The sequence below is a fragment of the Pseudomonas brassicacearum subsp. neoaurantiaca genome (genome assembly GCF_013608025.1).
In the GTDB taxonomy this organism is placed as follows: Bacteria; Pseudomonadota; Gammaproteobacteria; order Pseudomonadales; family Pseudomonadaceae; genus Aquipseudomonas.
This window is the reverse complement of sequence record NZ_VDLV01000003.1, coordinates 209,688-225,718: the sequence shown is the minus strand read 5'-3', so window position 1 is coordinate 225,718 and position 16,031 is coordinate 209,688. Positions and strand designations below refer to the sequence as shown.

Sequence of the window (16,031 nt, the reverse complement as noted above, 5' to 3'; positions counted from 1 at the left end):
ATTCAACCATGACCGATATTCTTCCAACCAGCGATCGCCTGAAAGGCAAAGTAGCCATCGTCACCGGCGCTGGCTGTGTCGGCACAGGCTGGGGAAATGGCCGTGCAGTGGCTGTATTGTTTGCCTTGGCCGGCGCCAAAGTCTTCGCCGTTGACCGCGACCTGAATGCCATGGAGGAGACTCTGGGCCGCATTCGCGAAGCCGGCGGTGAAGTCACCGCTCATACCTGCGACGTGACGGACAGCGCTGCAGTCGAAGCCATGGTGGCTGCATGCAAAGCTACCTACGGTACTGTCGACATTCTAGTGAACAACGTGGGCGGTTCAGCTGCTGGCGGCGCAGTGGCATTGTCTGAGGAAAAGTTCGACGCACAGATCGCGCTCAACCTCAAAAGCGTTTTCCTGTCTTGCAAGCACGTACTGCCCATCATGGAAGCCCAAGGAAGCGGGTCGATCATCAATACCGCTTCCACTTCCGGGATTCGCTTCACGGGATCAGCTCAGGTCGCCTATGCCGCAAGCAAGGCCGGCGTCATTCATCTGGGTCGAGTGACCGCTGTCGAATATGCCCCTAAAGGCATTCGAGTGAACACGATCATACCCGGCCAGCTGCACACGCCAATGGTAGAGGTTCGCCTCGCAGGACAACGCACGGGGGGCGACGTGAACAAGCTCCTGGACTCGCGCCTGGCTCGTATCCCAATCGGCTTCATGGGAGATGGCCGCGATACCGCCTACGCGGCCCTTTACTTGGCCAGCGATGAATCTCGCTTCGTCACCGGCACTGAAATCGTAGTCGATGGCGGCATGACGGCTCGCTGCGACTGATTTCTTCGGGGGCCTCTCATCATGGGGCCCCAGTTCTAAAAATAAGAAGAGCCAGGTGACTATGGACGACCTTTCACTCGAACAGGCGGCACGCCGTCTTTTCCTCAAGCAAAGCGCAGTCGCGTCAATCGGCATAGGTTTAGCCGGCGGCGCGTTTGAACAGACTCTTGGAGCTACCGTGTCGACATCCTCTAACCCCTCGGGAGTGTGGGATTGCCACACTCATATCTACGGCCCATGGAGTCAGTTTCCCCTCCCAGCCAATGCCGCGTATACACCTGCCCCGGCTCCGTTTACAGAGCTCCTCGCTCTTCATCAACGTTTGGGTATCAGCAACGGTGTCCTGGTGCAGGCAGCCCCGTATGGCACTGATCACTCGGCCATCCTTGGCGCAATCGCAAGCACTGGGGGGCGTTATCGCGGGGTGGGAATCATTGACGAAAGTACCACTGACGATGAGCTCCAAGCGCTTCACAAAGGTGGCTTGCGTGGTATCCGCTTTAACCTGATGGGCCACCTGCCAGGTGCCCGCGACCCAATAAAGCTTCGGCACATGGCTGAGCGCGTCGGGCCCCTGGGATGGCATGTGCTGGTGCATGGTGAGCTATCTGACTTGCTGCCATTTCTGAAGGAATGGGAAGACCTTGCAACCCCTTTGGTCATTGATCACATGGCACGCCCGGACTTCACTAAACCCATAGACGCGAACCAATTGGCAGAGCTGCGTACTCACCTGAGTCACCCACATCGGTGGATCAAACTGTCGGGAGTAGATCGGGCAATGCAAGGCGCTCCTGGGCCTTGGCCACAAGCTCTTGATCAGGCTCGTGGATTGCTCGAATGCGCACCACAACGCGCAATTTGGGGATCGGACTGGCCTCATCCGAACATCAAAGGCCCTGTTCCTGATGACGCGCAGCTGCTCAGCTTCATTCGTCAGGTATGCAGTACTTCTGCGCTGCAGCAGGCAGTTCTTATCGACAACCCAGCCCGCCTCTACGCCTGAACTTAGATCAACTAGGAGACAAAAAAATGGACGAGTCAACATGGCGTCCAAGCACTCGCGTACCCGATCCGGCAGTGCGAGAGTTGGATCCTCGGTTTGCGCATTACCGCCTTGCCCATGCAAAAGTCGAACGCCTTGGCGGCGGCCTTCGCTGGGCTGAGGGCCCCGCCTGGTTTGCCGACGGCAGATTTCTGCTCTTCACGGATCTGCCAAACGACCGAATCATGCGCTGGGACGAGGCGACTGGAGTACTCGGTGTTTTCCGCCAGCCATCGGATCAAGCCAATGGTATGACGCGAGACCGCCAAGGGCGCCTACTGGTCTGTGAGCACGGCGGTAGGAGAGTCACGCGCACTGATTATGATGGAAGCATCACGGTGCTCGCTGACAGCTACGCAGGCAAGCCATTGAACTCGCCGAATGACATCGTCGTGAAATCGGACGACAGCATTTGGTTCACAGACCCACCCTTTGGCCTGGTAAGTGATTACATGGGGCGCCAAGGCACACCGTCCCTGCCTGCAAACCTCTACCGCTTAGACCGCGACGGCACGCTCAACTGTGTTGCCGAAGATATTGAAGGCCCAAACGGACTCGCGTTCTCGCCCGATGAAACAACGCTGTATCTGGTTGAGTCCCGCGCGCGCCCTCGCCGCATCGTTGCTTACGACGTCAATGAACAAGGCGACATCAGCAATCGCCGATTGCTGATCGATGCGGGTACCGGCCTGCCCGATGGACTTCGCGTCGATGTCGACGGGAATCTTTGGTGTGGCTGGGGTGCGCCGGAGCCAGGTCTGGATGGCGTACGAATATTTGCGCCCGATGGCACTGCAATCGGCCACATAGACCTGCCGGAGCGCTGCGCAAATCTGTGTTTCGGAGGCCCTCGGGGCAACCGTTTGCTCATGGCATCTACCACATCCTTGTATTCGCTGTTCGTAAACACTCGCGGCGCTTAAGCACGCTGCACCTATCGAAGGAAGCACCATGAAAAAAACAAAAACTGCTCCGCTACTAGTGACGACAGGGCTCGCTAGCTTGTTGTCCTTTACCCAACTGTCAGAAGCTGCCGAGCTCAAAGTCATCGCAAGCGGTGCACTCAAAGGGGCAATGCAATACCTGCAGCCCGCATATGAAAAGGCCAGCGGCAATACTCTAAACATCAGTTGGGGCCCTTCGATGGGCGACTCGCTTGAATCGATTCCTCAACGGATCAAGCACAAAGAACCGATGGACTTGGCCATTATGGCTGACGAAACGCTCGACCTGCTCTCGCCGACCGGTGTTTTTGATCTCTCAACCCGGCGCGAAATCGCTGACTCTCGAATAGGTGTCGGGGTACCCGCTGGAAAGTCACACCCGGACATCTCAAGTGTTGAAACGCTGAAATCGGCGCTTCTAAAAAGCGACAGGATTGCCTATTCGCAGGGTGCCAGTGGTGTGTATGTCCGCACTCAGTTGTTCCAGCACCTCGGCATCAGCGATCAGGTGAAAGGTAAGACCGTAGAGATTGAGGGCAAAGAGCTCGTGGGCACAGCGCTCGCCCGGGGCGAAGCCGACATCGGCATGCAGCAAGTGAGCGAGCTGAAAGTAACCCCAGGCGTGGATTACCTAGGCCCACTGCCCGATGAGGTGCAAAAGATCAGTCGCTTCTGTGCTGCCGTCGCCAAGGACACCAACAACGCCCTGCCAGCTCAAGAATTCATCGCGTTTTTGAACAGCCCGGCTGCACGTCAGCTGCTGGAAAAAAGCGGCCTTGAACCAGCACGCAACCAATAACTCTCAGGACAAAAAAAATGACAAAAATTTCCTCTTTCATGCTGGGCGCAGTGCTGACACTTAGTTCGGCTGTTTCCATGGCGAGCAGCACGCTTGAGCACAACGTTGTGAGCTACGATAACGTGCAAATTGAAGTGCTCTCCCAAGGCAAAGGGCCAATCATCGTAATGCTGCCCTCCCTAGGCCGTTCCGGACGGGATTACGACAAGGTTGCCGACTATCTGCAGACATCGGGCTTTCGTGTAGTGAGACCTGAGCCTCGTGGGGTCGGCAAAAGCAAAGGGCCCATGGAAAACCTGTCAGTACACGACTTCGCTCGTGACGTAGCAGCAGTAGTCGAACACGAGAATAAGGGCCCTGTAGTCGTGGTCGGCCATGCTTGGGGCAACTTTCCAGCACGCATGCTAGCTGCCGATCGACCTGACCTGGTGCGCGGGGTCGTTCTAGCCGCTGCATCAGCTGGCAAGGTTCCGCCTGGCTCGACAGAGAAGCCTATCAACGCTGAAATGCGCCAAGCGATCGATGGCGCAGGTGATATGTCTCTGTCTGAAGAGCAGCGCCTAACCTATCTGCGCAAGGCCTTCTTCGCGCCTGGCAATGACCCGACCGTATGGCTTGGTGGTTGGCATGAGGAAACTCACGACGCCGAAGGGCATGCTCGCAACACCACACCTGTTGATGACTACTTCGCTGCTGGTAAAGCCCCTATTCTAGATCTCCAAGGCGAAGCCGATGCGGTTGCACCACGCCGTTTCTCCGGTGTCCTGAAAAGCATGCTTGGTGACCGAGTTCAGGTAGTGGTGCTGAAAAATGCGGGCCATGCAATGGCGCCAGAACAGCCCAAGGCCATGGCTGAGGCAATCTCTAAGTTCGCTCATACGCAGTACAAGCAGTAAAGATAAGCTCAACGAAAAAGGCGCACATAGTGCGCCTTTTTCATTTCTGTGTTGGATCACAGAAACGTCGAACGCTCGCCAAGATAACTAGCAAGTTCGGCGCCGGCGTCTCGGTTGTATGATCGAAGCGACTTCAAAATGTGCTTCAAGCCGAGTTGATCGGCGTAGTAGGTCAATCCTCCACGATGCCTCGGAAATCCGTACCCTTTGAGCCACACCAGATCAATGTCACTCGCTTTTTCGACGATGTTGTTGTCCAGCAACCAAGCCGCCTCGTTGATCATCGCGAAGAGACAGCGTTCCTCGATCTCCTTGTCTGTGATGTGGCGCACCTGGATACCCAAGGCATGGCGATGCTGATTCAATACATCCTCGATCCAGGCGTCGGGCTGGGCACGGCGGCTTCCATCCTCGTAGCGGTAGAAACCCGCTGATGCTTTCTGCCCCAAGCGCCCAGCGGCGTAAAGTTTGTCTACCCAGTCGCAGCGGCGCTCTCGCTCCGTAAGCTGAGCAAGCCGTCCCTGACGATTACGCCAGGCGACATCTACCCCAGCCATATCACGAAGCTCGAATGGCCCGATTGGGAAACCGAAGTCCCGCATCACGCGATCCACGCGCTCGGGTGTTGCGCCCTCCTCCAGAAGGAACATCGCCTCACGCTCGCGAGCAGCAAGAAGGCGATTGCCTACAAAGCCGTCGCAAACGCCAACCGCGACGGTGACCTTCCCCAAGCGTTGACCCAAGACAAGCACTGAAGCTAACACGCCCTTATCGGTCGCAGGCGTGCGCACCACCTCCAAAAGCTTCATCACTGGCGCAGGGCTAAAGAAGTGCATACCGAGTACATACTGGGGCCGATTCGTGCAGTTTGCGATTGCCTCCACATCCAGATAGGACGTGTTGGTTGCAAGCACCGCCCCAGGTTTGCAGAGGTCATCCAGGTGACGGAATACATCACGCTTGACGGACATGTCCTCGAAAACCGCCTCGATGACAAGATCAGCAGAGGCTACCGACGCCAGAACATTACTGGGTTTGATGAGCGCACAAAGAGCAGCAGCGTCTTCTTCACTCAGGCGGCCTTTGAGTTGGGCATCGCGGTAGTACTCCTGAACAACCTGCATTCCCTTGTTCAAGGCGGCGTCCTGGACATCGATGAGTTGGACGCTGATTCCTGCATTGGCAAGGCAGATGGCGATGCCGGTACCCATCGTACCGGAGCCGATGACCGCGACCTCCTGAACCGACGGAGCGTCACTAACGCTTGCGAGCTTACGAACACGACCTGCCAATTCTCGTTCGGCAAAAAAAGCATAGCGAAGAGCCTTGGCTTGAGCGGACTGCCGCAACTCAACAAACATGGCGCGTTCGAGTGCCATCGCGTCATCAAATGGGAGAGAAAGCGCAGCGTTAATGGCCTCAAGCGCTTTCGCCGGAGCGTGCTCACCCTTCTTTTTGCTGAGCAGAGCTGACACCCTTTGCTGAAGTTGATCAGCATCGTTCTCAGGTGGCACACGATCCCGTGTACGAGACCACTCTTTGCTTGCGGCAGTCATGGCCTTGGCTTCGTAGATGGCCGCCGCCAAAACATCCGCAGACACAACCGAGTCCACCAGGCCAGCATTTCGAGCCTGAGTGGCGTTGAGACGGTCACCCCCGATCACCATATCCACGGCGACCCGGTGCCCACACAACCGGGTCAATCGTTGTGTACCGCCCGCACCTGGTATCAACCCCAGACTGACCTCTGGCAGCCCCAGTATTGAGGTATCCAGAGCGACGCGCATATGGCAAGCCAAGGCGAGCTCCAATCCTCCCCCCAATACCGAACCGTGGAGGGCTGCGACAACAGGCTTGATACAGTCCTCAATAACTCGCAGAACATCGGGCAAATGAGGAGGGCCCAATGGAAGGTCAAATTCCTTGAGATCTGCGCCGGCCACAAAGGTACTCCCGGTACACGCCACTACGATGGCTTTGATCTGAGAATCAGCCTGAGCGCGGATGGTGCAATCCAACAACTGCTCTCGTACACGCTGAGACAAGGCGTTGACGGGAGGATTACTGATTTCGATGACGCCGACTTCATCGACAGTTCTAAGGTTTACCGAAAATTCCATGGAGGCTTCCTCATGTGTCAAACATGCGGCCAGCAGCGATCCCTCGACGCCAGCCAAGGTATCAAAGGATCGAGAAGGGATAACTCACGATTACCCGCGTATCGTTGGTGTCGCGGGTAAAATCTGCTCGGTAGATCGCGTTACGAAGACGGATATCAAGAGCCTTGAAGGGCCCGGACTGGACGCGGTATTGCAACTCGATGTCCAGCTCGTGCTCGCGACCGTCATCTGTCGCTAGAACCTCAGCGTTGGAGCCTTTCAGGTAACGAGTCATGAACGTCATTCCCGGCAGGCCCCAAGGAGCGAGGTCACGCTGGTAACGTACCTGCCAGGAACGCTCGTTCTTTTCAGCGAAATCCCCAACCTGCACAAAATTCACCAGGTAGGGATCGGTACCGTCAACATAGGGGAACGCGGAGCTGCCGAACATTTGCTGATACCCTAGGCTGAAGGCGTGGCCCTTCCATTCGTAGGTGGCCATCGCGCTCAATGCCCGGTTGTCGATATCGCCACCATTAGCGTGACCCGTGTCGTCGCTGACGAAGAAGCGAACATCAGATTTGAATCGTCCCCAGCTACCCTCCTGTGAGGTCTGCAAGCCGAAGAAATGCTGCTGGTAAACGTCCTCCAGCCGAGCCAGTTGATAGGTGAGCTGAGCTTTATCCCAGCGGTAAGCCGCGCCACCAACGTCGAACGAACCAGCATCCAGCGTTCCTGAAAACCGCCGATTTTTGTTGTTCAACGATAGCCCTGTGGCTGCCGTCTGATCTCGATCAGTGACTCGATCGAGGTGCCCGCCGACCAGCTCTAACCCACTCCACTCTCGCGACTCAACCATTCCCCCCTGGAACGTTTGAGGAAGCAAGCGCCCAAAATTCGGTTGCAACGTCGGGAGCTTGGGGATCAGCGTTCCGAATCTGAGCACGGTTTTCGAGGCGCGTATTTTTGCGGTCAATCCGGCCTTGGAGTATTCATCCGGAGCGCGTCCGTCGTCGTGGACGGGCAAGATACCGGTGCCTGTCCGATCCGGACTAGAGTCCAGCTTTAGCCCAACCATTGCGATTGCATCAAGACCAAACCCTATCGTGCCTGGGGTGAAGCCCGACTGCGCTCGGAGGATAAAGCCCTGGGCCCACTCGTCGCGCTTTGATTGACCCGACCCGTCTCGAAAATCGCGGTTCATGTAGAAATTTCGGGCCTCCACATCTACCTTGGCATCTTCAAGAAAGCCTGCTGCTTGAGGCGTGCCAAACCAAGGGCAGATCACGCCAACGAGTCCCCATGCCCCAACACAATTCTTATTATTCATACGTTATTCCAGGCAGCACTTCACCTCGCCGCCTTTAGCTGGGCGGCGTGGCTAAGCTTCATTCAGGTAGTTTGGGTTCGACTAACGCATCGAGGTCATGTAGTCAGTTGCGGTACCAGGTATCGACTGGCCTTGCACGTTTCCGAGGAAGCGGATCGCCCTGGCGACATCCTCTTCGCTCAGATAGGGAGTCTGAGGGAATGAGTGCTTGTTGGACTTCCAAGCGGCGGCGTAGACATCGTCCGGAGTACCTTCGAAGCGACTCCGTACAAGCTTCATGGCCTGATCAGGGTGCTCGTTAATCAGTGTGGTTGCCTGGGATAAGGCGCCCATGAAGGCTTTAACGGTTTGCGAATTGTCTGTTGCCCAATCCGTGCGAGCGCTCAGCGCAATGGACGGATACCCATCCAGCTCTTTCACTTGCCCATCGGCCATGTCCAGCAGCGTGAAACCTCGGTGCTCCAAGATGGCGCTATCAGAGGTTGGCGACGACAACGCAAAACCGTCGATCCGACCTTGAGAGAAAGCAGTGAGAATGGCGCTCGCACTGTTCAGATACAGAAGGGTGAAGTCTTTCTCCGCTGATAGCCCGGCTTTCTCGCCGAGGAATCGGACAAGAAAATCCGCGCTTCCACCGGCGCCACTTACCGCGATTTTGAGCCCTTTCATCGCTTTCAAGCGCTGGTCAATCGGCGTGTCAGAGGTGATCCCAAGAGCCGCAGCTTTTTCCTGGCTGATAACCACGTTGCTAGCGTATTGACCGACCATTCGCGCCAAGAGGGTTAGGTCGGCGCCCTTAACTTTTGCGTTGATTGAGTTCTGAATGGCGCAGGAGCAAAACTCGACACTGCGACTCGCCAGACCTGAGGTCGCAGCGCCTCCGCCTTTGAATTTTATGAGCTCAACTTCCAGACCCTTGGCCTTGAAGAAGCCCCCATCAACGGCCACGAACAACGGCATGTGAACAAAACCGTCGGTACCCAGAGCAACCTTGATCTCTTGCGCATGAGCTACCACGGAAGACAGTGCTAGGGCTGCAGAAAGACCGGCGCTGGCTACGATTTTTTTGAAAAACATAAATTCACCTGTTTCTTGTTGTGGTTTATGGACAGGTCATACTGAAGCTTCGCGTTCGTTGAGATCCTTCTTCCAGGGCATCAACCGTGCTTCCACCCATCGCACGACTGCCTGAAGAATCAGGGCAAGCGCGATGATGGCGACCAAGGCCGCAAACACTCCCGCTGTATCCAATTGGCCTGCTGCGTCTTGGAGCAGATAGCCGAGCCCTCTATTGGCGGCCATGATTTCACCGACAATGGCTCCGATCAGTGCGTAAGGAACCGACAACTTAAGGCCGGTGAACACCCACTGGATGGCAGAGGGGAAGACCACCTTGCTAATCAGGTGATGCTCCTTGGCACCCATCAGACGCAAGATCTCCAGCTGCTCGCGGTCAACGGCACGGACTCCGCTGTAGGTATTGAGGAATACCAAGAAAAACACGATCGTCGCCGTCAGGATGATTTTCATCTCGATGCCAATGCCGAACCACATAATGAACAGCGGCGCCAAGGCGACTTTCGGAAGGCTGTAGATCGATATGAGGATGGGGTCGAGCAGTTTCGCCAGTAGTTCGTTGCGACCAAGCAGGAGCCCAACTGAAATACCGGCAAACGCACCGAGAACGAAGCCGGCCAGCGTTTCAACGACAGTAATCCAGCCATGAGCGACCAGCCTGCCGCTAGCAACCAAATCGTAAAATCTAGAGGCAATTTCAACAGGTGAGCTGACAAAGAATGGGTCGATCAATGGGCCAGATGCAACCTGCCAAGAGGTGAAAAGCACGATAAAAATCGCTAAACGGCCAAGGAATATTTTCATTGTTCTATCCTTCACAAAGGGTTGAATCAGTCCTGAAGCGATGGCGACATGAAGTCCCACAGGTCTCCGCAGAGCTGGTGGTATCGTGGGTCTTTACGAAGCTGGAGGATGTTTCGCTCATCCCCCAGAGGAATCGGAACGTCCTTCACGACCGTTCCTGGTCGACCAGCGAAAATCAGGCAACGGTCGCCAAGGGCAACGGCCTCATCCAGGTCGTGGGTAACGAAGATGACTGTCTTGTTCAGCCGTCGACTGAGTCGGAACAGCTCCGTCTGCATCCGCATACGCAACTGAGCATCGAGGGCGGCAAAAGGCTCATCCATTAGCAGTGTTTCCGGATCGTAGGCCAGCAACCTGGCCAGCGCCGCACGCTTGCGCATCCCGCCTGACAGTTGGCTTGGGTACGACCGTTCGAAACCTTCAAGCCCTACTAGCTTCACCAACTCCTGCACTCGGGACTGGCGTTCTGCTTTAGACAGACCACGGATTTCGAGAGGGACAGCGATATTGCTTGCCACGTCGCGCCAAGGGAGCAGATGGTCACTTTGAGTCATGTACCCGGTGCGCCCGTTGATTCCGGTAACCGGCTTGCCGTCGTAAATCACTTGCCCAGTGGTAGGGGTAAACAATCCCGCAACCATGTTCAGTAACGTCGATTTGCCGCAGCCTGATGGGCCCACTACCGTGACGACTTCACCTTTGCGAATGGCGAGGTTAATACTGTGAGATGCCTGCTTGGGCACGCCCTTGACGGTGAACGACTTGGAGACATCGGCGAACTGAATAAGCGAGGTGGCACCGTCGACGCGGTCAGCCCCCATTGGATGAGAAACAGCTTTGAGTGCGACTGACATGGTTAACCCCCGACCTGAGAACGATGAATCGACACACCAGCATCGATGCCAAAATTACTACTCAGCGAAGTCACCCAACCTGCTTGAAATCTCGTGTTCATAGCGACCTACTTGTTTTTATGAGTCGTTGATGAAGCTGATTTGATTATGAGACGACGACCACGAGGGTCAATCAGCCTGTTCCACAGAATGGAACAGGCGAGTTTCAGTTGAGGACGGTTAGGCCATCCACAGCTCTTACGCCTAGGCCCTCGTCAAACACCCGCAAAGGATTGATTTCAGCTTCTTGAAGTTTTTCACCCAGCACCTCAGCCATGTTGGAGAAGGCAAGGATGCAGTCCACTACCGCGCTGACATCTGCCTTCGGTGCGCCCCGATAGCCGTCCAGCAGCGCGAATGTCTTCAACTCCTTAAGCATTGCTGTGGCCTGCTGCCGATCGATGGGCAGCAAACGCATGGTCGTATCCCGGATCAACTCCGCCGCGACGCCTCCCATACCTAAGAGCAACGCTGGGCCAAGTTGAGGATCACGATGGAAGCCCAAGATGAGTTCATGGCCACTGCCGACCATCTCCTGAATTAGGAAGCGGTCGGGTACGATCCCCGCCTTGGAGGAAACAGTTAGCCGCATTTCATCAAGGGCTTGGGCGATCGTGTCTTCGGTCAAACCGAGGGCGACTCCACCGACCTCGGTTTTATGCGTGATCTGATCAGACAGAACTTTCAGGGCAACCGAGCCACCGAAGTCGCGCGCCACCCCAATCGCTTGCTCAGCGTTTTCGACTGCGACCTCCCGCGTCACCGGTACGCCAAATCGAGCGTACAAGGTCTTACTCTGCAGCTCGTTCAAGGTGCCAGGAGGAAGGCTATCGACCTCAGCTGCATTCATTGCAACGACACCAGCCGCTATCTGCTCTTCGACGTGGGACTCCACGGCATTGGTGATTTGAAGAGCCAGCAATGCGCTTGCACAGGATTCTGGTGCGGTGAAGGCGACGCCACCGTTACTGTTGATGCGGAGCAACGCATCGGGGGCATGCGGACTGACATAGGCCAGGACTGGCTTGGCGCTGTCTCGCTGACTTTCCCGTATGGCGTCAGCCATGAGCGATGGACGAGCTACACCAGAGGAACCAACGACGCTCACCACTGCATCGTAGTCCTCGCTCTCCAAGAGGATACGCATAGCCTGCTGCATAATTTCTGGCTGCAAGCCTGCGAGCGTCAGGTCAATCGGGTTGCGATCCAGCACTGCTTGATCCCCGATATCGAGATCCCGCAGTCGTCCCGCCGTGAATTGGCCTGGCGGCGGAGTATCAAAACCACTGACGCCCAAGGCGTCGGCGATCAACGTCCCAGCCCCGCCTGTCGATGTGAGAATCGCAACTCGCTTCCCTGGCATTCTTCGCCGACTGGCAAGGGCGAACGGAAGGTCGAGAAGATCAGCAAAATTTTGCGCTCGGATGATGCCCAATTGATGGAAGTACACATCATAGAGAGCGTCAGCTCCGGCCAGGGCCCCTGTGTGCGATGCCGCTGAACGCGCACCTGCTTCTGACCGGCCCACTTTGAAGACCACAATAGGTTTACCGGCAGCCCGAGCCTTGAGCGCTGCACGGCTGAATTTTTCAGTATCGCGCAGCCCCTCAAGGTACAACGCGATGACTTCAGTGGCCTCGTCTTCAACCAGATGTTCCACAAAGTCGGCGACATCAAGGTCGACTTCGTTGCTCGTCGCAACAAGCTTTGAAAAACCAATACCCGCCGCTGCACCTCGTGACAGGATTGAACCCAGGATGCCGCCGCTTTGAGAGATGACGGCAATATTGCCAGCCCGCAAAGCATCCTGATCCAGTGCTCCGCTCGCGGATAACGTGATTCCCTCGGTCAGGTTGATCAGACCGATTGTATTGGGCCCAAGGATGCGCATTGACCCACGTGCATCCTGGAGAGCTTGCTGACGCACCACTCCACTCACACCGGCTTCACTGTAACCACCGGCCAAAACGATTGCTGCGCGCGTGCCTCGTGCGGCGAGTTCCGCAACAGCTTGGTTGGCACGATCAGGGCCCAGCAAAATGATCGCCGTATCCGGTGCTTCTGGAAGAGCCGAAATGCTCGGGTAGCAAATCGTCCCATCAATGTTTTCGTAGCGTGGATTGACCGGGTACAGACGCCCCTTGAACCCATGCTTTTTGAGAAAGGTAATAGGACGGCCTGCGGTTTTAGATGGATCACCAGAAGCACCAATCACCGCAACGCTTCCTGGGTTAAACAGGAGAGAAATGCTGTCCATGGTCATACCTTCTTCGCTTTAGTGGCCAGGAACGCAGCGACAGATGTCTGATGCTCAGACGAGGTGTAGCAAATACCCTGCGCCTGGCTACCCATTGCCAGAACCTGAGCTTGGGTCAGCTCAAAGGTGTTGTTGAGAATCGACTTACTCAACCCTAGAGCGGTCGCTGACCCCTTGGAGAGTTCCTTCGCCCAACTTGCCGCCTCTGGCAAAAGATTGTCGTGAGCGACCACTCGATCGACCATCCCGATCGCAAGCCCCTCCTCGGCTTCAACCTTGCGCCCAGTGAAGATGAGCTCCTTGGCCTTGGTAAGCCCCACACGACGTGGCAGGACGTAGAGGCCACCACCGTCAGGGATCAGACCGCGAGCGATGTAGCTCATCGCGAAAGTGGCCTGTTGCGATGAAAAAACGAAGTCGCAACTGAGCGCCATGTCGCACCCCAAGCCAGTCGCAGCTCCATTGACCGCAGCAATGGTGGGTTTGGGTAGGTTCATCAACAAGGAAACCGCATGGTGGACGCGCTGCTGACGCCGCCAACCATTGAACGCCACCTCGCCAGCAGGTGCGCTCATCCGCTTCTCCATGCCCTTGATGTCGCCGCCAGCACAGAAGCCTTTGCCTGCACCGGTGATGACCAGCGCACGGATCTCGCTGTTCGCTGCGACTTCTTCGAGGCGCTCAATCAACAGGGTGCGCATCTCGTCGCTAATAGCGTTGCGAGCTTCTGGGCGATTAAGGGTCAGGATGGCAATGCCGTCAGCATCGACGGACATTTCGATGGGCGAGGTAACACTTTGCAACATCGTCATGGCGATTTTCTCTCTTGTTGTAGGCAATGTGTGAAGCTCCTTCGGCTACCTCACACTTGACCCCAGTCTATGGAGAGGCCAGTGTTTAACAATCCAGCTATTCCACAGGGTGGAACAGATGTCTCGTAACGTTGCAGACACGCCAGGCTCCGGCAAAGCCACTCTCAACAGGTCACTGGAGAGAGGCCTAGAGATACTCAGGGCATTCCGAGCGGGCACCGAATACTTGGGGAATGGGGATATCAGCGAGCGTACGGGACTATCGAAATCCACAGTCAGTCGCCTCACGCAGACGCTGATCCACAGCGGCATGCTCGTATATGACGGACAACGAAGTGCATACAGACTTGCGCCGGCGGCGCTGTGCTTTGGCCACGCGATGTACAACAGCAGCTCGTTGCTGCAAATAGCCGCTCCACTGATGAAGGAAGCGGCATCGGAATTGAAGGTCAACGTGGGCTTGGCAGCCGCTGACCGAGACGAGATGATCTATTTGGAGTCCATTCGATTAAGTCGTAAACACACTCCCCGCACGGTCTTGTCGGGCCAGCGTGTGCCCATGGAGTTCACCTCCTTAGGCCGAGCCTATTTGGCAACCCTTTCTGAAGAGAAGAGACAGCCATTGATGGATGTATTCAAATCGCGACGCTGCGAGTCACGATGGTTCACTCTTGAGTCAGAAATATTGAGCGGCATTGAAAGTGTCCGACAGGTCGGATTTTGTGCAGCGTCATGGCAGGCAGAAGTCGTGGCGATATCGACACCCCTTAACATTCATACCTGCAATGATCACGTGCTGAATATCAGCCTGTCGACGCCAGATAGGATCGAAGATGTAGTGAGGTTGTATTCCGACAATCTATTAAAGCTCGCCGATAAAATTCGCACTGCATCGATATCCGCCATCGAACTTTAAGCGGTCACTCCCTGCGCTTGAGTTTTACCAGCATTCGTATTTTTGACAACAACCATCAACACCAATGTCAGCAAAGTAGCCAGACAAAGCATACCAGCCATTGCAATCAACCCCGAATTAAAAGACTGAGTATAGTCTTTGAGCAACCCTACCGCGTAAGGCCCTACTAGTCCGCCCAAACTACCCACTGCATTGATAAATGCAATCCCGCCTGCTGCCGCCTGCTTACTCAGAAATGTACTAGGGATACTATAGAAACACGTTCGTACAGAACTCAATCCGATAAGCGCAACGGTCAAACCAACCATAGCCAGCATGAAGTCGCTATAGATCACGGAAAATATAAAGCCCGCAGCTCCTGTGGCACAAGTAATAGCCAGATGCAGCATGTATCGCCGCTTACGTGCCAGTACTTTCGCCCAAATCAGCATCGCCACACTGGCGATGAGATACGGTATTGCAGAAACCCATCCAATTTGAGTGGTGGTCAGGTCATGAGACTTGAGAATCTGAGGCAACCAGACGCCAATACCCAGAATACCAATGATGTAGCTAAACAGGATTGCAGCCAGCAGCCACACCCGAGCGTCCTTTATAGACTGACGGAAGCTATGTGACTCTTTTGCTTCGTGCTCAGCGTCAATCGCAGACTGCAAAGCCAAACGCTCCTGAGCTGTGAGCCAGGACGCGTCAGCAGGTTTATCCGCAAGGACTTTCAAACACAGAATTCCGAGGAAACAAGCTGGAAGGCCTTGAAGGACTAGCAGCCACTGCCATCCCGCAAAACCAAACAGACCATCCATTCCCAGCATAGCGGCGGACAAAGGCCCACCTAAAACTGATGACACAGGGATGGCGAAAAGGAACCACGCCATTACACGGGTTCGGTAACGAGCAGGAAACCACAGCGAAAGGAAGAAAATGACACCTGGAAAGAAACCAGCCTCAGCAATACCAGCAAACAACCGGATCACGGCATAACTGGTTGCGCCTTGAGCCAGAGCAGTAGCAGCTGAGAACAATCCCCAAGTGATCATTATCCTGGCCAACCAGCGTCGAGCACCGAAACGATAAAGTGCTAGATTGCTCGGAACTTCAAATAAGCAGTACCCTATATAAAAGATACCAGCAGCGAAACCGAATTGAGAGGCTGTTAGCCCCAGGTCTTCGTTCATTGTCAACGAAGCAAAACCCACGTTAGTTCTGTCAAGATAGTTAAAAAAATACGCAATCGCTAACAATGGCACTAGCCGAATTGCAGCCTTTCGACACGCACTAGCTTCTGCGGCCTCATTACTCAACAAGTTTTCAGACGTTACCATACTGACAACT

Annotated in this window: 14 protein-coding genes; 6 read left to right on the top strand and 8 right to left on the bottom strand. The window is 55.4% G+C overall.

Annotated elements, in window-relative coordinates; all coding sequences use genetic code 11:
- The first annotated feature begins 8 nt into the window (after positions 1-8).
- The 5 genes from FHK92_RS03005 to FHK92_RS02985 all read left to right on the top strand — a co-directional run bounded on the left by FHK92_RS03005 (position 9) and on the right by FHK92_RS02985 (position 4,511).
- Entirely contained in the window at positions 9-827 is an 819-nt protein-coding gene (locus FHK92_RS03005) for an SDR family NAD(P)-dependent oxidoreductase (RefSeq protein ID WP_181286754.1), read from the top strand.
- 61 nt (positions 828-888) lie between these two features.
- Positions 889-1,833 (top strand): amidohydrolase family protein, encoded by a 945-nt coding sequence (locus FHK92_RS03000; protein WP_219915927.1) that lies wholly within the window; start codon positions 889-891, stop codon positions 1,831-1,833.
- Positions 1,834-1,859: 26 nt separating this feature from the next.
- Positions 1,860-2,795, top strand: coding sequence for an SMP-30/gluconolactonase/LRE family protein (locus FHK92_RS02995; protein ID WP_181286753.1), 936 nt, complete (start codon positions 1,860-1,862; stop codon positions 2,793-2,795).
- Between the two features lie 28 nt (positions 2,796-2,823).
- On the top strand, positions 2,824-3,615 hold the full coding sequence (locus FHK92_RS02990; protein ID WP_181286752.1) for a molybdate ABC transporter substrate-binding protein: 792 nt from the start codon (positions 2,824-2,826) through the stop codon (positions 3,613-3,615).
- 17 nt (positions 3,616-3,632) lie between these two features.
- Positions 3,633-4,511, top strand: coding sequence for an alpha/beta fold hydrolase (locus FHK92_RS02985; protein ID WP_181286751.1), 879 nt, complete (start codon positions 3,633-3,635; stop codon positions 4,509-4,511).
- Positions 4,512-4,567: 56 nt separating this feature from the next.
- Here FHK92_RS02985 and FHK92_RS02980 read toward each other — a convergent pair whose 3' ends face one another.
- The 7 genes from FHK92_RS02980 to FHK92_RS02950 form a co-directional block, all read right to left on the bottom strand.
- Positions 4,568-6,631 carry a 3-hydroxyacyl-CoA dehydrogenase NAD-binding domain-containing protein gene (locus tag FHK92_RS02980; RefSeq protein WP_181286750.1) on the bottom strand — a complete coding sequence of 688 codons (2,064 nt, stop codon included), beginning with the start codon at positions 6,629-6,631 and terminating at the stop codon, positions 4,568-4,570.
- 61 nt (positions 6,632-6,692) lie between these two features.
- The gene (locus FHK92_RS02975; protein ID WP_181286749.1) at positions 6,693-7,940 is read right to left on the bottom strand and encodes an OprD family porin; all 1,248 of its coding nucleotides are present in this window, start codon (positions 7,938-7,940) and stop codon (positions 6,693-6,695) included.
- A gap of 81 nt (positions 7,941-8,021) precedes the next feature.
- Entirely contained in the window at positions 8,022-9,017 is a 996-nt protein-coding gene (locus tag FHK92_RS02970; RefSeq protein WP_181286748.1) for an ABC transporter substrate-binding protein, read from the bottom strand.
- Positions 9,018-9,053: 36 nt separating this feature from the next.
- Complete coding sequence (locus FHK92_RS02965; protein ID WP_181286747.1) at positions 9,054-9,821, bottom strand: ABC transporter permease; 768 nt, start codon at positions 9,819-9,821, stop codon at positions 9,054-9,056.
- Between the two features lie 26 nt (positions 9,822-9,847).
- Positions 9,848-10,675 carry an ABC transporter ATP-binding protein gene (locus tag FHK92_RS02960; RefSeq protein ID WP_181286746.1) on the bottom strand — a complete coding sequence of 276 codons (828 nt, stop codon included), beginning with the start codon at positions 10,673-10,675 and terminating at the stop codon, positions 9,848-9,850.
- Positions 10,676-10,880: 205 nt separating this feature from the next.
- A complete protein-coding gene (locus tag FHK92_RS02955; protein WP_181286745.1) occupies positions 10,881-12,977 on the bottom strand; it encodes an acetate--CoA ligase family protein in 2,097 nt (698 codons plus the stop codon).
- Entirely contained in the window at positions 12,974-13,783 is an 810-nt protein-coding gene (locus FHK92_RS02950) for an enoyl-CoA hydratase/isomerase family protein (RefSeq protein ID WP_181286744.1), read from the bottom strand. Before FHK92_RS02950 ends, FHK92_RS02955 begins: the two co-directional genes overlap by 4 nt.
- A gap of 118 nt (positions 13,784-13,901) precedes the next feature.
- Between FHK92_RS02950 and FHK92_RS02945 the strand changes: the two genes are divergently transcribed.
- Positions 13,902-14,699, top strand: a complete 798-nt coding sequence (locus FHK92_RS02945) for an IclR family transcriptional regulator (RefSeq protein ID WP_181286743.1) — start codon at positions 13,902-13,904, stop codon at positions 14,697-14,699.
- Here FHK92_RS02945 and FHK92_RS02940 read toward each other — a convergent pair.
- Complete coding sequence (locus FHK92_RS02940; protein ID WP_181286742.1) at positions 14,696-16,021, bottom strand: MFS transporter; 1,326 nt, start codon at positions 16,019-16,021, stop codon at positions 14,696-14,698. The two genes, FHK92_RS02945 and FHK92_RS02940, sit on opposite strands and share 4 nt — an antisense overlap.
- Between the last annotated feature and the right edge of the window lie 10 nt (positions 16,022-16,031).